Origin of the sequence: Terrimesophilobacter mesophilus (genome assembly GCF_014200375.1) — a bacterium.
Taxonomy (GTDB): Bacteria; Actinomycetota; Actinomycetes; order Actinomycetales; family Microbacteriaceae; genus Terrimesophilobacter; species Terrimesophilobacter mesophilus.
In genome coordinates this window covers 1,617,648-1,640,314 of sequence record NZ_JACHBP010000001.1, presented here as the reverse complement: position 1 = coordinate 1,640,314, position 22,667 = coordinate 1,617,648, and the positions used below count along the sequence as shown (strand labels likewise).

27 protein-coding genes and 1 pseudogene are annotated in these 22,667 nt (G+C 66.8%); 11 read left to right on the top strand and 17 right to left on the bottom strand.

Annotated elements, in window-relative coordinates:
- Window positions 1-54: 54 nt before the first annotated feature.
- The 5 genes from ccsB to BKA04_RS08185 form a co-directional block, all read right to left on the bottom strand.
- Complete coding sequence (gene ccsB / locus BKA04_RS08205; protein WP_232842006.1) at window positions 55-1,023, bottom strand: c-type cytochrome biogenesis protein CcsB; 969 nt, start codon at window positions 1,021-1,023, stop codon at window positions 55-57.
- Window positions 1,024-1,033: 10 nt separating this feature from the next.
- A complete protein-coding gene (gene resB, locus BKA04_RS08200; RefSeq protein ID WP_232842184.1) occupies window positions 1,034-2,569 on the bottom strand; it encodes a cytochrome c biogenesis protein ResB in 1,536 nt (511 codons plus the stop codon).
- A gap of 106 nt (window positions 2,570-2,675) precedes the next feature.
- Window positions 2,676-3,392, bottom strand: a complete 717-nt coding sequence (locus tag BKA04_RS08195; protein WP_104096697.1) for a cytochrome c biogenesis CcdA family protein — start codon at window positions 3,390-3,392, stop codon at window positions 2,676-2,678.
- 38 nt (window positions 3,393-3,430) lie between these two features.
- Window positions 3,431-4,018, bottom strand: a complete 588-nt coding sequence (locus tag BKA04_RS08190; protein WP_232842005.1) for a TlpA family protein disulfide reductase — start codon at window positions 4,016-4,018, stop codon at window positions 3,431-3,433.
- Between the two features lie 11 nt (window positions 4,019-4,029).
- Entirely contained in the window at window positions 4,030-4,674 is a 645-nt protein-coding gene (locus BKA04_RS08185) for a histidine phosphatase family protein (RefSeq protein WP_104095979.1), read from the bottom strand.
- A 40-nt stretch (window positions 4,675-4,714) separates the two neighbouring features.
- On the opposite strand from BKA04_RS08185, the gene aspS reads away from it, so the two are divergent.
- Window positions 4,715-6,022: an aspartate--tRNA(Asn) ligase gene (gene aspS / locus BKA04_RS08180; protein ID WP_104096696.1), complete on the top strand. Its 1,308-nt coding sequence runs from the start codon at window positions 4,715-4,717 to the stop codon at window positions 6,020-6,022.
- 99 nt (window positions 6,023-6,121) lie between these two features.
- Here the strand turns inward: aspS and BKA04_RS12035 are convergent.
- The 7 genes and pseudogenes from BKA04_RS12035 to BKA04_RS08150 all read right to left on the bottom strand — a co-directional run.
- Window positions 6,122-6,214: pseudogene (locus tag BKA04_RS12035) on the bottom strand (DNA-binding response regulator); the annotation flags it as partial.
- Window positions 6,215-6,324: 110 nt separating this feature from the next.
- Entirely contained in the window at window positions 6,325-6,504 is a 180-nt protein-coding gene (locus BKA04_RS08175) for a YegP family protein (RefSeq protein WP_104095978.1), read from the bottom strand.
- A gap of 44 nt (window positions 6,505-6,548) precedes the next feature.
- Window positions 6,549-6,848, bottom strand: a complete 300-nt coding sequence (locus BKA04_RS08170) for a Dabb family protein (RefSeq protein WP_104095977.1) — start codon at window positions 6,846-6,848, stop codon at window positions 6,549-6,551.
- 2 nt (window positions 6,849-6,850) lie between these two features.
- Window positions 6,851-7,108: a glutaredoxin family protein gene (locus BKA04_RS08165; protein ID WP_104095976.1), complete on the bottom strand. Its 258-nt coding sequence runs from the start codon at window positions 7,106-7,108 to the stop codon at window positions 6,851-6,853.
- A gap of 12 nt (window positions 7,109-7,120) precedes the next feature.
- Window positions 7,121-7,219 (bottom strand): 30S ribosomal protein bS22, encoded by a 99-nt coding sequence (locus BKA04_RS08160; RefSeq protein WP_003792170.1) that lies wholly within the window; start codon window positions 7,217-7,219, stop codon window positions 7,121-7,123.
- 130 nt (window positions 7,220-7,349) lie between these two features.
- Window positions 7,350-7,556 carry a helix-turn-helix domain-containing protein gene (locus BKA04_RS08155; protein WP_104095975.1) on the bottom strand — a complete coding sequence of 69 codons (207 nt, stop codon included), beginning with the start codon at window positions 7,554-7,556 and terminating at the stop codon, window positions 7,350-7,352.
- Between the two features lie 107 nt (window positions 7,557-7,663).
- Window positions 7,664-8,221 (bottom strand): ArsR/SmtB family transcription factor, encoded by a 558-nt coding sequence (locus tag BKA04_RS08150; protein WP_104095974.1) that lies wholly within the window; start codon window positions 8,219-8,221, stop codon window positions 7,664-7,666.
- Window positions 8,222-8,309: 88 nt separating this feature from the next.
- Between BKA04_RS08150 and BKA04_RS08145 the strand changes: the two genes are divergently transcribed.
- Together BKA04_RS08145 and BKA04_RS08140 are read left to right on the top strand one after the other, a co-directional pair.
- Window positions 8,310-9,734, top strand: a complete 1,425-nt coding sequence (locus BKA04_RS08145; protein WP_104095973.1) for a TrkH family potassium uptake protein — start codon at window positions 8,310-8,312, stop codon at window positions 9,732-9,734.
- Window positions 9,727-10,398, top strand: a complete 672-nt coding sequence (locus tag BKA04_RS08140; RefSeq protein ID WP_104095972.1) for a potassium channel family protein — start codon at window positions 9,727-9,729, stop codon at window positions 10,396-10,398. Before BKA04_RS08145 ends, BKA04_RS08140 begins: the two co-directional genes overlap by 8 nt.
- Here the strand turns inward: BKA04_RS08140 and proC are convergent.
- The gene (proC, locus tag BKA04_RS08135; protein WP_104095971.1) at window positions 10,395-11,234 is read right to left on the bottom strand and encodes a pyrroline-5-carboxylate reductase; all 840 of its coding nucleotides are present in this window, start codon (window positions 11,232-11,234) and stop codon (window positions 10,395-10,397) included. The genes BKA04_RS08140 and proC overlap by 4 nt on opposite strands.
- Window positions 11,235-11,279: 45 nt before the next feature.
- Here proC and BKA04_RS08130 point away from each other — a divergent pair, with 45 nt between their 5' ends.
- Together BKA04_RS08130 and BKA04_RS08125 are read left to right on the top strand one after the other, a co-directional pair.
- Window positions 11,280-12,242, top strand: coding sequence for a cation diffusion facilitator family transporter (locus BKA04_RS08130; protein WP_104095970.1), 963 nt, complete (start codon window positions 11,280-11,282; stop codon window positions 12,240-12,242).
- Complete coding sequence (locus BKA04_RS08125) at window positions 12,239-12,970, top strand: glutamine amidotransferase-related protein (protein WP_232842004.1); 732 nt, start codon at window positions 12,239-12,241, stop codon at window positions 12,968-12,970. Before BKA04_RS08130 ends, BKA04_RS08125 begins: the two co-directional genes overlap by 4 nt.
- On the opposite strand, the gene BKA04_RS08120 is transcribed toward BKA04_RS08125, so the two are convergent.
- Window positions 12,967-13,398 (bottom strand): nucleoside deaminase, encoded by a 432-nt coding sequence (locus BKA04_RS08120; RefSeq protein WP_104096694.1) that lies wholly within the window; start codon window positions 13,396-13,398, stop codon window positions 12,967-12,969. The two genes, BKA04_RS08125 and BKA04_RS08120, sit on opposite strands and share 4 nt — an antisense overlap.
- A gap of 55 nt (window positions 13,399-13,453) precedes the next feature.
- Here BKA04_RS08120 and upp point away from each other — a divergent pair, with 55 nt between their 5' ends.
- From upp to BKA04_RS08100, 4 genes are all read left to right on the top strand, one after another.
- Window positions 13,454-14,089, top strand: coding sequence for a uracil phosphoribosyltransferase (gene upp / locus BKA04_RS08115; protein WP_104095969.1), 636 nt, complete (start codon window positions 13,454-13,456; stop codon window positions 14,087-14,089).
- A gap of 318 nt (window positions 14,090-14,407) precedes the next feature.
- Entirely contained in the window at window positions 14,408-15,118 is a 711-nt protein-coding gene (locus BKA04_RS08110) for a winged helix-turn-helix domain-containing protein (RefSeq protein ID WP_104095968.1), read from the top strand.
- A gap of 99 nt (window positions 15,119-15,217) precedes the next feature.
- Entirely contained in the window at window positions 15,218-16,009 is a 792-nt protein-coding gene (locus tag BKA04_RS08105) for a putative protein N(5)-glutamine methyltransferase (RefSeq protein WP_104095967.1), read from the top strand.
- Window positions 16,010-16,374: 365 nt separating this feature from the next.
- Window positions 16,375-16,812: a MarR family winged helix-turn-helix transcriptional regulator gene (locus BKA04_RS08100; protein ID WP_104095966.1), complete on the top strand. Its 438-nt coding sequence runs from the start codon at window positions 16,375-16,377 to the stop codon at window positions 16,810-16,812.
- Between the two features lie 40 nt (window positions 16,813-16,852).
- Here BKA04_RS08100 and BKA04_RS08095 read toward each other — a convergent pair whose 3' ends face one another.
- Genes BKA04_RS08095 through BKA04_RS08085 form a run of 3 tightly spaced genes read right to left on the bottom strand, consistent with a single transcriptional unit; the run spans window position 16,853 to window position 20,436 of the window.
- Window positions 16,853-17,746, bottom strand: coding sequence for a carbohydrate kinase family protein (locus BKA04_RS08095; RefSeq protein WP_167309703.1), 894 nt, complete (start codon window positions 17,744-17,746; stop codon window positions 16,853-16,855).
- The gene (locus BKA04_RS08090; protein ID WP_104095964.1) at window positions 17,743-18,657 is read right to left on the bottom strand and encodes a pseudouridine-5'-phosphate glycosidase; all 915 of its coding nucleotides are present in this window, start codon (window positions 18,655-18,657) and stop codon (window positions 17,743-17,745) included. Before BKA04_RS08090 ends, BKA04_RS08095 begins: the two co-directional genes overlap by 4 nt.
- A 27-nt stretch (window positions 18,658-18,684) precedes the next feature.
- Window positions 18,685-20,436 carry an aminotransferase class V-fold PLP-dependent enzyme gene (locus BKA04_RS08085; RefSeq protein ID WP_104095963.1) on the bottom strand — a complete coding sequence of 584 codons (1,752 nt, stop codon included), beginning with the start codon at window positions 20,434-20,436 and terminating at the stop codon, window positions 18,685-18,687.
- A 92-nt stretch (window positions 20,437-20,528) separates the two neighbouring features.
- Between BKA04_RS08085 and BKA04_RS08080 the strand changes: the two genes are divergently transcribed.
- Both BKA04_RS08080 and BKA04_RS08075 read left to right on the top strand, forming a co-directional pair.
- Complete coding sequence (locus tag BKA04_RS08080) at window positions 20,529-21,260, top strand: NUDIX hydrolase (RefSeq protein WP_198413310.1); 732 nt, start codon at window positions 20,529-20,531, stop codon at window positions 21,258-21,260.
- Between the two features lie 189 nt (window positions 21,261-21,449).
- Window positions 21,450-22,592: an alkaline phosphatase family protein gene (locus BKA04_RS08075; RefSeq protein WP_104095961.1), complete on the top strand. Its 1,143-nt coding sequence runs from the start codon at window positions 21,450-21,452 to the stop codon at window positions 22,590-22,592.
- Window positions 22,593-22,667: the final 75 nt, after the last annotated feature.

The following is a 22,667-nucleotide window of genomic DNA, read 5'->3' as shown; positions in this document are numbered from 1 at the left end:
CCTCTCCACCAGCGCCACGAGAAGAACCTTCGCAGGGCCGACGGCCTGCGCCGGTCAGAGGCCGGAATAGACGTGGAGTCCCTTGAAGAACAGGTTCACTATCGTGTAGTTGAACGCGACGGCTCCGAATCCGACGATGGCGAGCCACGCAGACCTGCTGCCCCGCCATCCGCGCGTGGCGCGCGCGTGGATGTAGCCGGCGAACAGCACCCAGATGATGAACGTCCAGACTTCCTTCGTGTCCCAGCCCCAGTAGCGACCCCAGGCGTGGAACGCCCAGATCGACCCGGCGATGAGGGTGAAGGTCCAGAACACGAACCCGACGACGATCACCCGGTAGGCGAGGTTCTCGAGCTTCTCCGCCTTCGGCATCGTGCCGAGGAACCTCAGGCGACTGACCCTGTCCGCTTCGCGGCGAGCCTGAAGCAACTGCACGATGGAGAGCCCTGCGCCGACGGCGAAGAACGCGGTGCCGAGCGTGGCGACGAAGACGTGGATGATGAGCCAGTACGACTGGAGCGCCGGCGGCAGCGGGGTGACCGGCACGTAGAAGTTCACGGTGCCCACCCCGAGCACGATGAGCGCGAAACCGGAGATGTAGGTGCCGAGGAACCTCAGGTCCTGCCAGAACTGCAGGAACAGGAACACCCCCACGGCGATCGCGGAGGAGACGAGGGAGAACTCGAACATGTTGGACCACGGCACGTGTCCATCCGCCAGTCCGCGCAGCACGGCACCGGCCACATGGAGGACCCAGGCCAGAGCGGTCAGCGCGAGTGCCGCGCGCTCGATCCGGCGTGGGGGCGCAGCGGAGGAAGCCGGTGCTTCGCGTTCGAGGGTGGCGATCGTGCCGCGGCTCGCCGCGGCTGCGTTCTGGCCCACCGACACTGGAGCGGCGGCATGGGCATGAGCGTCGGCGGACCGTTTCGCGAGGTCGAGAGTGAAGAAGACGAAGGCGATGAGGTACACGCCCATCGCGGAGTAGATCGCGACGAGTGCGAACGAGTCGAAGGTTTCGGTCACGGCTTCCAGCCTAAGCCTTCAGACCTTCGGTGTGACGCTCGGCAATCGCCGCGACCGCAGCGTCGAGACCGGGGTCTTCACCACGGGCGAGTCCGGCGTATTCGAGTCGGAGAGAACCGTCTTCGCCTTCGATCGCCTTGACCCAGACCCGTCGCCGCGGGACGAACAAGGATGTCAGGAGACCCGCCGTTGCGAGACACGCGAACAGGAGGACCCACAGTTGCGCCGGGTCTCGGTGGACGTCGAGCGAGATGTAGCGAGGGACGCTCTGGGACCAGTCGTCGGCTGCCGCGGTCGGCGGGGAAGCCGAGTCGAACGTCACCGATCCGAGGTCGTCCGGCAGTTCGACGGTCTGCCCCGGTCGCAGTTCGAGCGCGGGCGTACCGCTGTCGCCTCCCGCGATCTGGGTCAGATCGGTCGGATCCAGCGCGTACACGTTCTGCGGGATGCCGTTGTCGAGTCCCAGGTCGCCCTTGTACGCGAACAGGGTGAGAACCGGGTTCCGCAGGTCGGGGTGGATCGAGGTGAGCGCCCCCGTCGAGAGTTCACCGGCAGTGGGGTAGAAGAACCCGCGGAAGGCGAGCTGCTCCGGGAGGGCATCCGGAACCCGCACGACGCCGGTCGAGGTGAGGTTGGCATCCTGCGGGAGGAAGGGAACGGATGCGGTGTACGCGATGTTCCCCTTGCCGTCGCGCACCGTGATGGTCGGCGCGTAACCGTTGCCGAGGAGGTACAGTTCGGAGCCGCCGAGCGCGAGAGGCTCGTTGACCTTGATCGTCGAGTCGATGCCCTTCTGTCCCGGAAGCCAGGTCGTCACCTTCGCGGTGTAGTCGATGGGCTGCCCATAGGCCTGGATGCTCTGTTCCTCGTACTTGACCGAGAAGTCGTCGAGCGTGAGGCGGTACGGCTGCAACGCGGCGTCGGTGAAGAATCGCCCCGGTGTGAACGAGTCGTATGCGCCCTTGATGTTGACGAACGACTGGCCCTCGATGATGATCTTCTGGCCGGTATAGCCGAATCCTCCGCCGAGTCCGACGGCGAAGAGGATGCCGATGAGCGCGGTGTGGAACACCAGGTTCCCGGTCTCCCTCAGGTAGCCGCGCTCCGCCGAGACGGACAGGTTCTTCCCGCTCTCGTAGAGGGCGACGCGGTAACCGCCCGATCGCAGCTGCGCGCGGGCCGCCTGGATGGCGCCGGCCGCATCCGCAACCGTGTCGCCCGCATCGAGTTCCTTCGACGCGAACGCCGCGAGCCGCTCGAGCCTGGCCGGTGTGCGCGGAGGCTTCGCCCGCAACGCCTTCAGGTGGTGCAGCGTGCGCGGGAGCACGCAGCCGATGAGGGAGATGAACAGCAGGATGTAGATCGCCGAGAACCACACCGAGGTGTACACGTCGAACAACTGCAGCCGGTCGAGCACGGGCGCGAGCGTCGGGTTCTTGTCGAAGAACTGGATGACGCCGTTCGGGTCCGAGCTGCGCTGCGGCCACATCGACCCCGGAACGGCCGCGACGGCCAGAAGCAGGAGCAGGAGGATGGCCGTGCGCATGCTCGTGAGCTGACGCCAGAAGAAGCGCAGATATCCGGTGACTCCGAGCGCGGGTTGGTTGATGCCGGGGCCGGGCCGTTCGGGGGGGCCTGACCCCTCGACGTGGTCAAAGGGGCGTGACAAAAGCGCCGATCACCGCCCCGAACGCGGAGATCATGGCCTGCCAGAGCCCGCTGACCATGAGGATGCCGATGAGAACGAGCACGGCGCCGCCGACGATGTTGACGACCCGGATGTTGCGTCTCAACCAGTTCACGGAGCCGCTTACCCAGCCGAATCCGAGCGCGACGAGCAGGAACGGGATGCCGAGGCCGAGGCAATAGGCGGCGCCGAGAAGCGCTCCGCGGGCGGGTGAGCCGCCATCCAGGCTCAGGGCGAGCACCGCGGTGAGGGTCGGGCCGATGCACGGGGCCCAACCGAGTCCGAAGACGAGACCGAGGAATGGTGCGCCTGCGAGCCCCGTCGCGATCCGCCACCGCGGTTTGAGAGTGCGCTGCAGCACGGTGAACTGCCCGATGAAGACGAGCCCCATGACGATGATGACGACGCCGGCGATCCGGGTGATGACGTCCATCCACTGTTTGAGCAGCAGTCCGGCGACCCCGAAAACGAGGCCGAACGTCACGAACACGACGCTGAACCCGAGCACGAACAGGGCGACGCCCAGAAGCAGTCGGTTCCGGTTCCGACGCGCGGTCGCGCCTTCACCGTCCCCGCCGGCGAATCCTCCGACGAAGCCCAGGTAGCCGGGCACGAGCGGAAGCACGCACGGTGACGCGAAGGAGATGAGCCCGGCGAGGAGTGCGATCGGAATCGCCACCATGAGACTGCCGCTCAGAACGAGTTCGCCGACCGGGTTCGTCACTTCGCGTCGCCCTCGACGACTCTCTTGATGATCGCGTCGAGAATCGACGCCGACTCGATCTGGCCGAGGATGCGCGCGGCGACCCTCCCGGAACTGTCGAGGACGATCGTCGTCGGCAGCGCGCTCGGTGCCACTGTTCCCGCGAACGCCAGCTGAACCGTCCCGGAGTGCACATCGATGACCGAGGGGTAGCTGACCCCGTACTTGCGGGCGAACGCCTGCGACTGCGCAGGCTCGTCGTAGGTGTTGACACCGAGGAACGCCGCGCCGCGATCCGCCCACTTCACCGACAGCTTCTCGAGCTCTGGCGCCTCCGCTCGGCAGGGAGCGCAGTATCCGGCCCAGAAGTTCACGACGAGGGCATTCCCGAGGTAGTCGCCGCTCGACACGTCGGAACCCGCGTCAGTGACGCCTTTGAACACGATGGGATCCTTGCGGTTCGCCGGCGGGATCTCCAGAATGCTGCCGTCCCCCGCGACGTAGTTCTTGTTGCCACCGGAGCCGTAGTCGATGGCGAGCTGATCCGGCGCGGAGCACCCGGAGAGAAGAAGCACGGCGGCGATACCGAGAGAGCCGACCATCATGGCGCGACGCATCAGACCGCCCCCGTATCCACTGCCTTGTCGAGCAGTTCCCGCGCGGGGTCGCGGTAGTCGACCTCGACGAATTTCCCCTCGCGCCGTTCGAGGGTCGTGATGCTCGACAGGCTGCAGCGCCGCTTGCGCGGGTCGTGCCAGAGCTTCTCGCCCGCGAGCTCCCGCGTGATCGTCCAGATCGGCAACTGGTGACTCACGAGGACGACGTCGCCCGATGCGGTGGACGACCAGGCGTCCTCGATGGCGGCGAGCATCCGATCCGCGATCGAACGGTACGCCTCCCCCCAGCTCGGCCGGAACGGGTTCACGACCCACTGCCAGGACTGCGGGCGGAGGATCACCTGCGGACCGAACTCGAACGTGCGGCCCACGAATCGGTTGGTGGGCTCGATGAGACGGTCGTCGGTCTCGATCGGCAGGCCGAACAGTTCCGAGAACGGACGGGCGGACTCCTGCGCACGCTGCAGGGGCGACGCCACGAGCTTCGTGACGGGTCGGCCGTCTGCTTTGACGGATGCCGCTGCCGCTGCCGCCATCCGTTCGCCCAGCTCGGAGAGAGGATAGCCCGGCAACCGTCCGTAGAGCACGCCGTCGGGGTTGTGAACCTCCCCGTGGCGGACCAGGTGGACGAGCGATGCGGGCACCCATCCATCCTAGGTAAGTCCAGCCCGGTAAACTTCTGTGGTGACCGAACGCACCCTCATCAAGAACCTTGCCGCCTCGAGCGACGGGCCGGTGACGGTCTCCGGCTGGGTGGACACGGTGCGAGACCAGAAGAAGGTGCAGTTCGTCGTGCTGCGCGACGAGTCCGGCGCACTGCAGCTCGTGCACCCCCGCGCGGAAGACGCCGACCCCATCGCCGACACGATCTCCGCGCTGGGCACTGGCAGCTTCATCACGGTGACCGGCGACCTCAAGCACGACGAACGGGTCAAGCTCGGCGGTATCGAGGTGCTCATCGGCGAGATCGAGGTCGTCTCCGAGGCGCTCGAGTCCCCCATCGCCGAAGACACCGGGGTCGATAAGCGCATGGACTGGCGCTTCCTCGACCTGCGCGTGCCGCGCAACAACCTGATCTTCCGCATCCAGACGACGCTCGAGCACGCCTGGCGCACCTACTGGGTCGAGCACGACTTCATCGAGATCCACACTCCGAAGCTCATGGCCAGTGCGAGCGAGTCGAAGGCGGAGCTCTTCGAGGTGAAGTACTTCGACGGCAAGGCGTATCTCGCGCAGAGTCCTCAGTTCTTCAAGCAGATGGCGCAGCCGGCCGGGTTCGGCCGCGTGTTCGAGATCGGCCCCGCCTTCCGCGCCGACCCGAGCTTCACGAGCCGGCACGCCACAGAGTTCGTGAGCGTCGACTCCGAGCTCAGCTGGATCGACAGCCACGAGGATGTCATGCGCCTGCACGAGGAGCTCATGGTCGCCGGGTTCACCGCGGTCAGGGAGAAGCACGGCGCCGAGATCGAGGCCGCCTTCGGGATCGAAGTGACCGTGCCGACGACACCGTTCCCGCGCATCCCGCTCGCCGAGGCGAAGCGCATCGTCGCCGAGCGCGGTTACGAGGTCCCCCGCCACGACGACGACATGGACCCGGAGGGCGAACGCCAGATCGCGGCATACGTGAAGGAGCAGTTCGGGCACGAGTTCGTGTTCCTCACCGACTACGCCTCGAGCATCCGGCCGTTCTATCACATGCGCCACGAGGCGGATGCGGGCATCACGAAGAGCTACGACCTCATCTTCAACGGCGTGGAGATCTCGACCGGAGCGCAGCGCGAACACCGCATCGAGGTGCTTGAGGCGCAGGCGCGCGACAAGGGTCTCGACCCGGAAGAGCTGGCGTTCTACCTGGACTTCTTCCGTTACGGTGTTCCGCCCCACGGCGGGTTCGGCATGGGTCTCTCACGGGTGCTCATGCTCCTGCTCGGCCTGCCGAACCTGCGCGAGGCCACCTACCTGTTCCGCGGGCCGACGCGGCTGCTGCCGTAACGACTCCCGAGGCGAGAGGCCAGGGAGCGGTTCGCCGTGGCACCTCACTCGCGTGGTCGCACCAGGACTCGTGTCGACACCCTGGTCCTGGGCGGGGGCGGGCTCCGCGATGCCGTGCTCGTATGCGTAGTTCACGGCCTGCACGCGATCGCGCAGCTCGAGCTTCGCGAGTACCCGGCCGACGTGCGTCGTCGGCGATGAGGATGCCGATGCTCATACTGCACCCCCTCCTGCCGTCCGCACGCGGGCATCCTGCCCGCGCCACTGCACTCCACCGGGAGGGCAGCGACGGGAACGACCGTCTAGGTGAGATCCTCGATCTTGGCGCCGCCCGCGTTCTTGATGACGGACTCTGCGGCACTCTTCGCGGACGCCTTCGCGACGTAGTTCTCGCTGACCGCGAGCGTCTGGCCGTTGCTCGCGACGATGCGCCAGAAGTACGGCTGGCTGGTGGACTTGCCCTTGACGATCTGGATCTTCATGGTCCCGCTCCTTCGTCCCGCCCACGATGGCGGTTCACAACATCCTAAACAATCACGTCGACAGCGGACCGGTCGGCGACGATCTCCTCGATGAGGGCGAGCACTCTCCGGTGCTCAGGATGTTCCCGGTAGACCTGGAGGTCGGCCTCGTCGTCGACGTCGACGGTGAGCGCGAGGTCCCAGTTGCCCTGTCGGTTCAGCACATTCTCGTTGACGGTGAGCGACCTGATCTCCGGGATCCGGTCCGGCAGGGCCGCGAGCGCGGCGGCGAGTTGCGCGGAACGCACCAGGCGAACCTCGTCGGTCTCGGCATCAAGCCGCATGAGCACGATGTGCCGGAGCATGCTCACCCCTCCAGGATCGCTGCGCGAAGGCCGGCAGGATCTACCCGCCAGTGGGAGTGCTCCACACCGTTGACGAGGATGACCGGGATCTGCTCCCAGTACTTCTCGTAGAGGCTCCCATCCTCGAGGATGGAGAGCTTCTCGACCTCCACGCGCGCCTCAGTCCCCAGTTCGGCGACGACCTCCCCGATGACGTCGGCGGCGACATCGCACAGGTGGCACTCTGGCTTCCCGATGATGGTGAGCTGGACGGTGGTCACGGGGTGGAGCGGCTACTTCTTGTTGCGGCGCTGGTGGCGCGTCTTGCGAAGGAGCTTGCGATGCTTCTTCTTCGCCATGCGCTTCCGACGCTTCTTGATGACTGAACCCATACACACCTCATTGATTGTGGTCCCGTGGTGAAGAACCGTGACGACCGGGCTCGCTGCGAACCACGGAAAAATGCCTCGGGCAAGTCTAGCGGATCGGAATCCGTTGCGATGCGGGTCCGTTGCGACGGGATCAGCCGACGGCGGTACCGCTGTCGGAGATGTGCGTGTCGATGGCGGCCTGCACGGCGGACTCCGGAACCCGGAACGACCGGCCGAATCGGATGGCGGGGAGGTCGCCGGAGTGCACGAGACGGTACACGGTCATCTTCGACACGCGCATCATGTCGGCCACTTCCGCGACGGTGAGAAACCTCACCTCGGACAGGTCGTGAGACATCGGATGGATCCCCCTGGCTCGGCGCACTCTCCGGGTGTTAACAGAGTGCTCAATCGATACCTTAGGGGCCAGTGTGACAACTTGTCCATGTCCTGTACCCCGATCGATCAGCGGTTGCCGTCTCCTCGCCGCGTGAGCTTCTCGCGAAGCGGATCGATGACCTTCTTCTCGACCTTCGCCGAAGCGCCCTCGATCGCGTGCGTCGCCCCCTCGAAGACGCTTCGAACCTGGTGGGATGCCTCGGCGACGGTGCGCCCCACGGCATTGCCGGCATCCGTCGGATGGTCGATCGTCTCCACCATCTTCCGGAACGGTTTCGGCAGGGAAGAGCCCGCCCACGCGGCGAACGCGGTCGATCCGCCGTCATCGCCGACCGTCGCATCCTCGCCCAGGAAGGGGATGAGCCAGTCCTCCACAGTCTCCAGCGGCGAGGTCTCGAGGCGGTAGAACCGGTGCTGGCCCTCCTCGCGGACGGTCACGAGCCCGCTGTCGCGGAGCACTTTGAGGTGCTTGGAGACCGTGGGCTGGCTGAGCCCCAGGACATCGACGAGTCCACCGACACTCACTTCGCCACCGCTCTCCTGCCGCTCGAGCCGCTTCTCCGCGAGCACGTGAAGCAGTTCGCGCCGGGTCGGATCGGCGATGACGTCAAAGATGTCTCCCATGCGAACAGGGTACCGATCTCTGCCGAGTAGTACCATGTGAGGCTGCTGCATGCACGTGCAGCGGGTCCATCCACAAGGGGGGACGAGGATGCGTGCGAGGGTCGCAGGCCACAATTCCGCGTTCGCGCGCATCCGCGACTTCACCGACTTCTTCGCGTGGTCGTCGCCTGCCCGCTTCGCGCTGATCATCTTCACGGGTCTCGTGATCATCCTCACCGCGGTGCTCTCCCTGCCGATCGCGACGACCGACCGCTCGGTCACCCCGCTGGCGGATGCCTTCTTCACGGCCATGTCCGCGATCTGCGTCACCGGCCTCGCGACCGTGGACATGGCGAGTCACTGGTCCACATTCGGGAACGTGGCGATCCTGATCGGGCTGGAGGTCGGCGGCATCGGCGTGCTGACCCTCGCGAGCATCCTGGGTCTCATCGTGTCGCGCCGACTGGGCCTCAAGGCCAAGCTGCTGGCCGCGAGCGACAGCAACCCGCTGCGCATCCACGCCGGTCCGGTGGCGGAAGGGCAGGCCATCCGCCTGGGAGAGATCGGCGGCCTGCTGGCCACCGTCGCCATCAGCGTCCTCTCGATCGAGGCGGTCCTCACCTTCCTCTTCGTTCCGCGCCTGCTGCTGGGCGGAGAAGACGCCTGGACATCGGTGTGGCAGAGCTTCTACTTCGCGACGTCCGCGTTCACCAACACGGGATTCGTGCCGCGCGTGGAGGGCATGGCGCCCTATGCCGCCGACCCGTGGATGCTCAGCGTGATCGGCCTCGGCGTCGTCATCGGAAGCCTCGGATTCCCGGTGATCTTCGCGCTCACTAGGGGCTGGCGCGGCCGGCACCGGATGTCGATCCACGTGAAGCTGACCCTGACGACCTCGGCCATCCTCATCGTCGCCGGGGCGATCGCGATCTATGCACTCGAATGGAACAACTCGAAGACCCTCGGCGCGCAGGACCCCGTCGTGCGGCCGATGACGGCGACGTTCCTGTCGCTCATGACCAGGTCCGGCGGCTTCTCGACCGTGGACGTCGGGCAGATGCACGATTCGAGCCTTCTCGTCATGGACATGCTCATGTTCGTCGGCGGTGGCTCCGCCTCGACAGCAGGCGGCATCAAGGTGACGACCCTCGCCGTACTGTTCCTCGCCGCCCTCGCCGAGGCGAAGGGCGACAACGACATCCAGGTCTTCGGTCGTCGTATTCCGCCGGATGTCCTGCGAATCTCGGTGAGCGTCGTGCTCTGGGGGGCGACGATCGTCGCCGTTTCGACCATCGCCCTGCTCACGGTGTCGCACCAACCGCTCAACCGGGTACTTTTCGACGTCATCTCCGCGTTCGGAACCTGCGGGCTGAGCACGGGAGCCACCGCAGAGATGCCGGATGCCGGAAAGTACATCCTCGCGGCCACCATGTGGGCAGGACGGGTTGGTACAGTGACCCTTGCCGCAGCGGTGGCCGCCAGCCAGCGCCGGCAGTTGTTCACACTGTCCGAGGAGAGGCCGATCGTTGGTTGAGAAGATTGCCCACAACGCGCCCGTACTGGTCATCGGTCTCGGGCGCTTCGGCGCCGGTGCCGCAGGACAACTGGATCGGCTGGGCCGGGAAGTGCTCGCCGTGGACGAGAGTCAGGCGCTCGTCCAGAAGTGGGCCGAACGCGTCACACACGCCGTCCAGGCGGATGCCCGCAGCATCGAGGCACTCCGCCAGATCGGCGCGGAGGACTTCTCCGTCGCCGTCGTCGCCGTCGGATCCTCGATCGAGGCGAGCGTGCTCATCACCGCCAACCTCGTCGACCTGAAGATCCCGCAGATCTGGGCGAAGGCGATCAGCCAGTCGCACGGAAAGATCCTCGCCCGCATCGGAGCGAACCACGTCATCTACCCGGAGGCGGAGGCCGGCGAGCGCGTCGCGCACCTGGTGTCGGGGCGCATGCTCGACTTCATCGAGTTCGACGACGACTTCGCGATGGTGAAAATGTATCCGCCGAAGTCGATCCGTGGCGTCCCGCTGTCGGACACGGACATCCGCAAGAAGTTCGGAGTGACCGTCGTCGGGGTCAAGTCGCCCGGCGCGGAGTTCACCTACGCGACGGCGGAGACCGTGATCTCCAATCACGACCTCATCATCGTGAGCGGCAAGTCCAGCGCGATCGAGAGGTTCTCCGCGCTGCAGAGCTAGTCACGGCCGCCCGCTGCGAGCTCGCGCGAGCGAGCGAGCGCCGCGGCCGCCGCGCGGTCGAAGATCTCCTTCAGGTCGGCATCCTCGAGCACGGCGATCGCCCGCTCGGTCGTCCCGTTCGGGCTCGTCACCCGCCTGCGCAGTTCCTCCGGTGTGCTCCCGGATGCCGCGAGCAGTTCGCTCGCGCCGCGGAACGTCGTCTCGACGAGCGTCGCGGCATCCTGCGCACTGAACCCCATCGACACGGCGGTGCTCGTCCACTGTTCGATGAGGTGGAAGACATACGCGGGGCCGGATCCGGAGATGGCGCTGAGGGCGTCGATCCGGTCCTCCGGCACGACGACGACCGTGCCGACGGTCTCGAACAGGGTCGTCGCGAGTGCGAGCTGCTCCGGCGTCGAACGGCTGCCGGCGCTCAGTCCGGTCACTCCCATACCGACCGTCGCCGGAGTGTTGGGCATCGCCCGCAGAACCCCGACACTCCGCGGGAGGAGTGCCTCCATCGTCCTGGTCGTCACACCGGCGGCAACACTCACGACCATGGCATCCGGGTCGAGAGCGGCACCCACCTCGCGCAGCAGGTCGGGGATCATCGGGGGCTTCACGGCAGCGATCACGATCTTCGCGCCCGTGACGGCGGCGAGGTTCGCGCGAGGGTCCGATTCCGTCGAGAAACTGGCCACGGCATCCGACCGGATGGCCGCCGCCTTCGACTCCGTGCGGTTCGTGACCCGCACGCCGCCGTCGACCGAGACACCCGGCGCGACGAGCCCGGAGAGGATCGCCCCGCCCATCGAACCGGCACCGAGGATCGCCACAGCTGGAAGTGTCACCATGCGACCATCCTAGGATTGAGTCGTGGACACGAAACGAGGAGAACGATGAGCACGGGTGGCGGCAGGAAGGCGATCATCGCGGCCCTGCTCGCGAACCTCGGAATCGCCATCACCAAATTCATCGCCTGGGCGGTCTCGGGCTCCGCCTCGATGCTCGCGGAAGCCGTGCACTCGGTCGCCGACACCGGCAACCAGGGCCTGCTCCTGCTCGGATCGCAACAGGCGAAACGCAAGCCGGACCAGGAGCACCCGTTCGGATACGGCCGAGAGCGCTACGTCTACGCCTTCGTCGTCGCCATCATCCTGTTCTCCATCGGCGGCGTGTTCTCGATCTATGAGGGCATCGACAAGCTCACGCACCCGCACACGCTCGAGAACGCGTGGCTCCCGATCCTGGTACTCGTCGTGGCGATCGGGCTCGAGTCGTTCTCGCTGCGCACGGCGGTGCGCGAGTCCAACCACATCCGCGGCAAGCAGTCGTGGGTGCAGTTCGTGCGGCATGCCAAGGCCCCGGAACTGCCGGTCGTCCTCCTCGAGGATGTCGCCGCACTCACCGGGCTCGTCTTCGCATTCCTCGGCGTCGGCCTCACCGTCATCACCGGAAACAGCCTGTGGGATGCGATCGGGACGCTCGCGATCGGGACGCTCCTGGTTCTCGTCGCCGTCGTCCTCGGAATCGAGACGAAGAGCCTGCTCGTCGGGGAGGGTGCCAACCCTGCCGACGTGACCGCCATCCGCAACGCCATCAATGAGGAGCCTGCCGTCGAGACGCTCATCCACATGAAGACCCTCTACCTCGGCCCGGAGGAACTGCTCGTCGCCGCGAAGGTCGCCTTCGCACCCAGGTCGAAACTCCAGGATGTCGCCAGCGCCATCAACTCGCTCGAGTCCAGGGTGCGCTCCGCCGTTCCCATCGCGCGGGTCATCTTCATCGAGCCGGACATCTACCACTCGCCGCGCAAGGGCAACCCGCCCACCGACTCGATCGTCATCAAGGCGTCGGATTGAGCGCGACAGTCGGCGGCGACGGTCGGCCTCCGCGTCGCGCTGTCGTCCTCCAGCACGATGACCACATCACGCTCGGAAACCTCCAGCCGGTGCTGCGGGAGTACGGGTACGACATCCGGATGATCGACGCTGCCCATGGCGAGGTGGCGGAGCTCGACCCGGAGGACGGCGACCTCGTCATCGTGCTGGGCGGCGAGGTCGGCGCCTATGAGACCGATGCGCACCCGTTCCTGCTCGACGAGCTCCGCTACATCCGGGCGCGCATCGATGTCCACCGCCCGATCTTCGGGGTGTGCCTGGGAGCGCAGCTCATGGCCGGCTCGCTCGGCGGCCGCAACTACAAGGGCGAGAAACCGGACCTCGGGTATCAGGACATCCGCCTCACCGAGGCCGGCCTCGCATCACCGGTGCGTCACGTTGCGGGGGTCGGGATGCTCGAATGGCACGGCGATCACTACACGCTTCCGGAGGATGCGACGCTGCTGGGCAGTTCGTCCGCATACCCCAACGAGGCGTTCGCGATCGGAGACTTCGCGCTCGCGGTGCAGTTCCACCCGGAGGTGACCGACGAGATGCATGAGGTGTGGACGCTGAACTCCGACGAACTCTTCGCCGAGGAGGGCGTCGACGCCGACGAATGGCGGTCGCTCGGCCGCGAGCACCAGCCGGCCATGCAGGTCGCCTCCCGGGCCATGTTCAGCGAGTATCTCGACGGCCTCGACCGCTAGCGGCGCCCCGAGAAGAACTCCCTGAGCAGCCCGGCGCTCTCGGCCTCGCGAATGCCGGGATGCACCTCCACGGTGTGCGGAAGGCGGCGGTCCCTGAGGAGATCGTGCACGCTGCCTGCCGCTCCGGCCTTCTCATCCCACGCCGCGAACACGACGGTCGGGACGCGGGAGGCCAGGATGGCGCCGGCGCACATGACGCACGGCTCGAGCGTCACGACGAGTGTCGTTCCCACGAGCATCCAGGAGCCTAGGGATTCGGCTGCTGCGCGGATGGCGAGGACCTCAGCGTGCGCCGTGGGGTCCTTCGTGAGTTCGCGTTCGTTACGGCCGCGTCCGATAACGGTGCCTGCGGCGTCGACGACGACAGCCCCCACCGGCACATCGCCGCTCGCACTGCACGCACGCGCCTCGGCGAGCGCCTCCGACATCCAGGAATCGAAATCCGCCACCGTCACCACCTCCGCCGTCAAGTAGATTGAGCCTATGCGAGTCCACGTTGCCGACCACCCGCTCATCACCCACAAGATCACGGTACTCAGGGACGAGAGGACCCCCTCCCCGATGTTCCGTGCACTCACGGAGGAGCTCGTCACCCTGCTCGCCTACGAGGCGACCCGCAACGTCCGGGTGGAGAAGGTGACCGTGCGCACGCCGGTCTCGGAGGCATCCGGCCTCGCCATCAGCAAGCCGCGGCCGCTCGTCGTCCCCATCCTGCGCGCGGGGCTCGGGATGCTGGAGGGCATGGTCAAGCTCGTCCCGACCGCGGAGGTCGGCTTTCTCGGCATGGTGCGCAACGAGGAGACGCTGCAACCGGCGATCTATGCCGAGCGGCTGCCGGATGACCTCTCCAACCGCCAGTGCTTCGTGCTCGATCCCATGCTCGCGACCGGCGGATCTCTGCTCGCGGCCATCAACTACCTGTTCGATCGCGGTGCGGTCGACGTGACGGCCGTGTGCCTTCTCGGCGCGCCGGAGGGGCTCGCTGCGATCGAGAAGGCGACGGCGGGCCGCGAGGTCACGATCGTGCTCGGTGCGCTCGACGAGAAGCTCAACGACGTGGGATACATCGTCCCCGGTCTCGGCGACGCCGGCGACCGGCTGTACGGCACGGTCGGCTGAGCATTCCGTCGCTCGCGCGACTCGGTTTGACAAAAGTTGCGTCCGTGCAGGATAGTTGCGTCATGACTGTGAACGCGCTTTCCGTGACCTCCCCTGGAGCTCGTGGGACTGCCGGCATGACGATGCCGCGCTTCGCTGTCACCTGCTGTCGAATGCAGGGCTAATCGGCCGACTCTCCGCCGAACCGCTTGCCGTCCGGCTTCGCGGTTCCCGGATGCCGATCATCATCGCGATCGCGCATCCGTCACGCACTGCAGTTACCGAAGGCGCATCCTTCTCATCAGAGGGCCTTCACCCGTTCCCTGAGGATTCGACACCATGTCGCTCGCAACTCTCGACCTTGACCGTCCCCACTTCTCCGACCAGCAGCGCGCTCTCCGTACTGCGCCCCCACCGGATCCGGCGCCTTCGCCGCGCATCCGCGCCATCCCTGACGGCCCTGAGGCCAGAGGTTTCGTGCTCTACGTCGGCATCGACGAGGCGAAGGCCTCGGCATCCGGTACCGACCTCGGCGCACTGGTGGCAGCGCTGCGCAAGCTGACCACCGACCTCGCCCCGGCGGCGGAGACCTACGCGGCCGTCGCGCTCGCCCCGCGCGATTCCGGCGGCCGTGACCTCGACGTCGTTCGGCTTGCCCTCCAGGACCCATCGGCGCTCGCCCGGCATCGCCAGGACCAGCAGTCGCCGGAGCAGAAGGCCGAGGGCGTCGTCGTCGACCTGTCGCGCAAGCGCGTCACGATCGACGACAGCACGGCACCCCTCACCTACAAGGAGTTCGGGCTCCTGCAGTACCTCGTCACGCGCGTGGGCCGCACGATCGCTCGGGCGGAACTCATCGCCGGTCTGTGGGGAGCCGACGACGTCGACGCACCGAACGAACGGACGATCGACGTGCACGTCCGGAGGCTGCGGTCGAAGCTCGACGGATACGAGGACATCATCCGCACGGTGCGTGGCGTCGGCTATCGTTTCGATCCCCACGCGGATGTCTCGGTGCGGCACGCGACGACCCCCTCTCCCGACTTCTGAGCGGCGCCCGCTCGGCACGGCACCGTCGACGACATCCGCCCGGATGCGCCCGCGTTCCGCCGCTCGAGGCCGCTACTGTGGGGTGACGAAAGGGATGCAATGCCCGTTGCCCTCTCCGCCGCCGAGACGGATGCCGTGGTCGCCACGCTGCGCGCCGCCGGTTGCGTGTTCGCCGAGGATGAGGCCCGCCTTCTCATCGAGGCCGCGGCATCGACCTCGGAGCTCGACGATCTCGTCAGGCAGCGCGCCGAGGGCCAGCCACTCGAATACCTCCTCGGCTGGGTCGAGTTCTTCGGCATGCGGATCGGCATCGATCCCGGCGTCTTCGTCCCCCGCCTCCGCACCGAATTCCTCGTGCGGGAGGCCATCGCGCGGGCGCGCTCCGGCTCCGTCGTCCTCGACCTGTGCTGCGGTTGCGGTGCGATCGGCATCGCCATCAGTTCGGCCATCGACGGAGCGGAGCTCTACGCTTCAGACATCGAGCCAGCCGCGGTCCGCAACGCCCGCCGCAACTTCGAGCTCTCCGGTGGCAGGGTCTTCGAGGGCGATCTCTTCGATCCGCTTCCGGACACCCTGCGCGGACACGTTGACATCCTCACCGCCAATGTTCCGTATGTGCCGACGGAAGCCATCGCGCTCCTGCCGCCTGAGGCCCGCGATTATGAGCCGGGAGTAACCCTTGACGGTGGTGTCGACGGGCTCGATGTCCTCCGCCGCGTCGCGGGAGAGGCCCACCTGTGGCTGGCGACCGGTGGCATGCTCTTCGTGGAGGTGGCCGATGAGCAGGCGGATGCCGCATCCATGATCTTCGCCCGTGCGAGTCTCGCGCCGTACGTCGCTCGATCCGAGCACTTCAATTCGGTTGTCGTGATCGGCGAGCGCCGGGCCTGAGTTGGGAGAACGGCGCCCAGGACCTGCGCCCCGCACAACCCGCGTGCGGGCGGTATGAGCGTGGCTGGGACGATTGAGTGCGTGTTTCGGGCAAACTCGCAAGAAAATAACGGAAGTATAACTAGACGGCCGTTACCGAACTGTTATATGGTTCAAGTGCAGAAGTTGTTTGCTGTGGCAGCTACTGCGGAATGTGATTGCAGGACACTCTTGGTGCAAGGGAAGAGAGCCCGTCGCTAGCCTCTGCGACGGGCTCTCAGTCTGTCCGGATCACACTGCCGCCCGATTCGCGCCACCCTTGACGTCGACCTTCAGCACGCACCCTTGCAGGGCTTTGTAGAGTTGAGCCCAGAGGGAGGCCAGCGATGAATGATTCCACGCTCGCCGTGACCGCGTGGGAAGCACTGTTCCGCGCCCAGGTGTCTGTCATGCGCCGGCTCGCCGCCGAGTTCCCCGACGGCGAAATCTCGCTGGGCGACTACGACGTGCTCTTCACGCTGTCCCGGGCTCCCGGGCGCAGCCTGCGCATCCGGGAACTCGCCGTCAGCACCCTTATCTCCCAACCCAGCGTGAGTCGACTCATCGATCGCCTCGCCGCGCGCTCGCTCGTTGCCAAGCACCCCGATCCGGATGACGGCCGCGGCGTCATCGTCGAGCTCACGGATGCCGGCTTCGCCGCATTCCGGCGGGCGGCCGTGCGACACATGGAGTCGATCGATCGCCGCGTCGGCACCTCACTGACCGCGCACGAACTCGCCCAGCTCGCCAGACTGTGCGACAAGCTGCGCACCGGCGGCGACTGATCGCGCCCGGGCCCTGACGGCGCTCAGGCTCTCGCCGCGCTCAGGCTCTCGCCGGGCTCGGCCGCCCACCGACCGAGGTGACAGCGCGGGCGGCGACGGCCACAGCCGCGCTGGCCGCGGCTTCGGCACCCGCGCCGGACATCCAGGCCGCGAGAAAGCCCGCGGTGAACGAGTCTCCGGCACCGGTCGGGTCGACGACGGCGGACTCGACCGCCGGAACGAACACGAGGTCTTTGCCACGCTCGGCGATGACCACCCCACCGACGCCCAGCGTGAGCGCGACGAGCGGAAACCGCTCCCCGAGGACCTCCGCGATCCGGTACGGGTCGTCGAGCCCTGTGAGGGCCTTGCCCTCATCGAGGTTCGGGAAGAGCATCCCCGCGCCGTCGATGAGGTCGAGGAACCTGTCGACACCGAAGTCGTCGAGATCCCCGGCGGATGCCGGATCGACCGACACGACGACATTGCGCGATGCCGCCCGCTCGAACAGGCGACGCAGTGGCGCGTGGTCCTGGGAGTGGTAGATGCTGTACCCGGTGAAGTGCACGATCGCAGCGGCGTCCAGGAGCGCGTCCGTCACGGCATCCGCGGTGAGGAACGCATTCGCCCCCCGCTCGGTGAGCATGCTGCGCTGGTTGCCGTCGACGAGGACGACGATCGCACCGGTCGGGTTCTCGTCATCCGCCACGAGGTGAGGGGTGACGCCGAAACCCGAGAGGATCACGTCGTGCCGGGTGACGTCCTCGGTGGCGACCCTGCCGACGAAGTCCACGGCCGCCCCCTGGTCGCCGAGCCACGATGCGACGTTCGCGGCCGAGCCGCCGGCGCGATGACGGATCGAACTCGGAGTGTCCGTGTCGGCGCGAATCGGACCGGATGGCACCACCACGATGTCGTCGATGACATCGCCGAAGACCACGACTCGACCGCTCACGCCGTCAGTACCGACCACGCCGCGGCGATCTCGGCAGCGAGTCGCACGTTGTTGCGCGCGAGGTCGAGGTTCACCTCGAGGCTTCGCCCTCCGGATGCGTCGACGATGTAGCTGAGCAGGAACGGCGTGACGGCCTTGCCGTGGATGCCCTCGGCATCCGCAGCCGCGAGCGCCTCCGTGAGCACTCGGTCGTGTTCTGCCGGGTCCCACTGCTGGTCGCGCGGAATGGGGTTCGCGACGACGATGCCCTGGCCGTGACCCAACTCGTCCTGGCTCTTCATCATCCGGGCGATCTCGTGGGCGTCCTGTACAGACCAGTCCAGCTCGAAGGCGGATTCGGTGAGCCAGAAGCTCGGGAAGATCGAGGTGCGGTACCCGACCACCGGAACGCTGAGCGTCTCGAGTCGTTCGAGCGTCGCCGAGATGTCGAGCACCGACTTCACGCCGGCCGACACCACGGTGATCGGGGTCACGGAGAGGGTGGAGAGGTCAGCCGATTCGTCGAAGCTCGCGGAAGCGCCGCGATGGACCCCGCCCAGCCCTCCGGTCGCGAAGACCCGGACACCGGCCTTCGCCGCGAGATGGGCGGTGGCGGCAACCGTCGTCGCACCGGATCTCTTCGCCGCGGCGAGGATCGGAAGGTCGCGAACGCTCGCCTTCGCCATGTCCTCATCCGCGATCCGACGAACGCCCTCCTCATCGAGCCCGACGTGCGGAACACCGTCGAGAACCGCGACGGTCGCCGGTGTCACACCGGCATCCAGAAGGATCTGCTCGAACTCCTTCGCCGCCTCGAAGTTGCGCGGACGTGGAAGCCCGTGCGAGATGATCGTCGACTCGAGAGCGACGATCGGGCGGTGATGGGCGAGAGCATCCGCGACGGCGGCGGAGACGGCGATGGGAGACGACATGATGTGCCGATTCTACCCGCGAGGGCGTCAGGCGAGGCACTCCACAGGGAGGTCGAACCAGCGCAGATGCTCGAACTTGTCGCCGAGCTCCTCAGCAACGCTCGGCGTGCCCGGCCGCGCATCCGGGGCATCCGCGAAGAGCCGTCGCGCGGCCTCGAGAGAATCGGCATAGACGGATGCCGGAGCACGGTCGTCGTGTCGGGGAAACCCGAGTCGGCCATTCGCATCGTAGGTCAGCTGGGCGAGGCGCAGGGGTGGCTCGACCGGTCCAGCCCTGTGCCTCCAGAGACCGGATGCCGCGTCGAACCGGTAGTCGGGCAGCAGCTTCGCGCCGTGTTCGGCGATCATGGTGACGGCCTGAACGATGTAGCGGAAGACCTCCTCGCTCAGGAAGTAGTTGAAGTTGACCCGCACCCAGCCAGGCTTGATGCCCTCGCATCCGCCCTGGATCTGCTCGTCGAACTCGCTCGAGCGCTGCTCGTCGATGCCGAGAAGCCGGTGACCGTACGGCCCGGCGCATGAGCATCCGCCTCTGCTCTGGATGCCGAACACGTCGTTCAGCATCGCGACGACCGCGTTGTGGTGCAGGTATCGTCCGCTCGGCCGACGAACGACGAACGACACGATCGAGAGTCGCTCCGCCTCCGGGTTGCCGAGCACCTCGATCGACGGATGCGCGTTCCACGCGGTGATCGCGCGGCGCAGGAAGTCGTGTTCGAGCGCGACGATGGTCTCGACGCCCACGGCCTCTTTGAGCTGGAAGACGAGTCCGGCGCGAATCGACTCGATGATCGCGGGCGTCCCCGCCTCCTCCCTGTGCTCGGGGTTGCTGAGGTAGCGGTGCGTGTTCTCGTTGACGTAGCTGACCGTGCCTCCGCCGACGACGACCGGGACGGTGTTGCGCAGCAGTGCCCGGTCGACGATGAGCACGCCCGGCGTCCCCGGACCGCCGATGAACTTGTGCGGAGAGAGGAAGATGGCGTCCTTGCGCTCGAGCGGATCGCCGACGCTCCCGTCGGCCGTACGCCGGTCGACCTCGATGTCGATGTAGGGCGCGGCCGCGGCGAAGTCCCAGAGCGCGAGGGCGCCGTGTTCGTGCAGGAGCCTGGTGATCGCGTGCGTGTCGCTCAGGATGCCCGTGACGTTGCTCGCCGCGCTGAACGATCCGATCTTGAGCGGCCGGCCCGCGTACATCCGCAGCTCGTCGGCGAGCTGAGCCTGGTCGATGTGGCCGTCGGCGTCCTCGTGAATGGTCACGACATCCGCGATCGATTCACGCCAGGGCAGTTCGTTGCTGTGATGCTCGTACGGACCGATGAAGACGACGGGGCGCTGGTCCTTGGGAATGAGCGCGTCGATGCCGTACTTCTCGTCGAGCTCGCGCGGAAGGCGGAGGCCGAGGATGCCGACGAGCTTGTCGATGGCGCCCGTGGATCCGCTCCCGGTGAAGATCACCATGGTGTCGTCGTCGCCGTTCACGGCCCGGCGGATGGTGTCCCTCGCATCCTCACGCAGCCGGGTGGTCTGGAGGCCGGTGCCGCTCGACTCGGTGTGCGTGTTCGCGTAGCGCGGGAGCACCTCGTCGCGGAGGAAGTCCTCGAGGAAGCTGAGCGAGCGACCGCTCGCGGTGTAGTCGGCGTAGGTGACGGGCTTCTGGCCGTACGGGCCGTCCATGAGGCGGTCGTCGCCGATCACGCACTCCCGAATGCGCGCGACGATCGGCGGTTCGGCGAGCGTCTTCGAGCGCGGCGGGATGACGCATTCTGCGACCTGCTGCATGCTGGGAGACTAACGGATGCGCCATGGCCTGACCAGAGGGCACAGGCAGGCGATGCCGAACCGTGCCTTGCCGCTCTCGTATCATGGCGACTGTGACGACTGAGGATTCGGCGGACCCCGTCCCCCGCAGCTCGGCGACGGTACTGCTGTTGCGCGATGACCCGTTCGAGGTGCTGCTGGTGACCCGGGCGGCTCGCGGTGCATTCGCTTCAGCGCTCGTGTTTCCGGGCGGGGCGATCGACCCGGGGGACCACGATCCGGCCTGGCGGGAGTCGGCATCCGGTTTCGATGAGCTCGCGGACGACGAGCGTGCACTGCGCATCGGAGCCGTCCGGGAGGTCTGGGAGGAGACCGGCATCCTGCTCGCGGATGGCCCTGCGCCAGTTCGCGACGGCCGGGAATTCCGCGACGCGGTCACGGCGGCCGGCGCGCGCATCCGGCTCGACGCTCTCACGCACTTCGGGCATTGGATCACCCCGATCGCCGAGGCGCGCCGATTCGACACCCACTTCTTCCTCGCCGCAGTGTCGCCCGACACGGTCGCCGTCCCGGATGGCGCTGAGACGCTCGTCGCCGAGTGGATGCCGCCCGCCGTCGCGCTCGCACTCGCCCAGTCCGGTGAGCGCCCCATCATCTTCCCCACCATGATGAACCTCGCCAGGCTCGCGGAGAGCGGCAGCAGCGTCGAGGCTCTCGCGGCGGCCAGGGCGCGCTCACGGTTCACGGTGCAGCCGGAGATCGTGACCGAGCCGGACGGTGCGCGACGCATCACGATCCTCCCCGAGGCGGGGTATCCGGTCACCGTGTGGCAGGAGTACCGCTGACCGATGCTGTGGTCCATCATCCGACATCCGATCTGACAGCGAGTTCGGGGGTAGAACACCTTGACATCGCGTGGCAATGGGTCAAGGTTTGTTCTGTGACACGGCGCGAGGCCGCCCCGTGTATGTCGTGATGGCGACCTTCCCGCCCTGCCAGACAGGCAACAGGTTCACAAGGAAGGACTACCCCCTATGCAACTCCGATCCCGCCTCACGGCCGGCGCTTTGGCCGTCGCAGCCACCATCGCGTTGACGGCCGCCTCCGCGGTCGCTGCCGACACGTACCACGCGCCCGGCAACCAGTCCTGGCATTCCTCGTCGAGTGGATTCGACCACATCTACGTGATCATGCTGGAGAACCACTCCCAGTCGAGCGTGATCGGCGACGTGAACGCGCCGTACATCACGAGTCTCGCGAACACCTATTCGATGGCGGACCACTACTACGGCGTGACACATCCCTCGATGCCGAACTACATCGCGTCGATCGCGGGCGACAACTACGGCATTCAGGATGACAATGACCAGAATGTCGTCAATCTCGACCGTGTGAACCTTGTCGATCAGCTCGAGGCGCACCACATCAGTTGGGGCGCATACATGCAGACGCTGCCGGCCAACAAATTGGACCGGTCGGGCCCGGTGCTGCCCAATGGTGCGACGGCGTCGCTGTATGCGAAGAAGCACAACCCGTTCGTGCTGTTCGACGACATCAAGAACAACCCGGCGCGGATGGCGAACGTCAAGGACTATTCGCAACTGGCGGCGGACCTCAATGGACAGCATGCCCCGCAATTCGTCTGGATCACGCCGAACCAGTGCAATGACATGCACGGCGGCGTCTACGACACGATCGAGGGCTACGCGGAGACGCCGTGCCCGTACGGCAGCGTCAGGGACGATGCCAACGATGCCGCGTTGAAGCAGAAGGCGGATGCGTTCGTGCACACGGCCGTCGACACCATCATGGATTCGAATGCGTGGACGAAGCACTCGGCGATCGTCATCGTCACGGACGAGAACGACTACACCGGCGATACCACCAACGGTGGTTGGGAGAGCACGTCCGGATGCTGCGACTCGCCGTATGTCGGGGCAGCGGATGCCCGCATCAGCCCGGCGTGGACCGGTGGCACCTACGGTGGCGGGTTGATCCCGGCGATCGTGGTGACGGGTTCCGGCCCGCACCACATCGTGGACCACACCCCCTACAACCACTATTCGCTGTTGACCACGATCGAGGACAACTGGCACCTGGGCCACATCGGCCACGCCGGTGACACCGCGGGCGGGGTCGTGGCGATGTGGCCGATGTTCGCCGGCAGCAGGAGGTAGCTCGCACGCGAGGCCGCTCACCGGGCCGAAGCCGGCCGAGACGATACTCAGTTTGTCCTGCCGTGGCGCGGGACG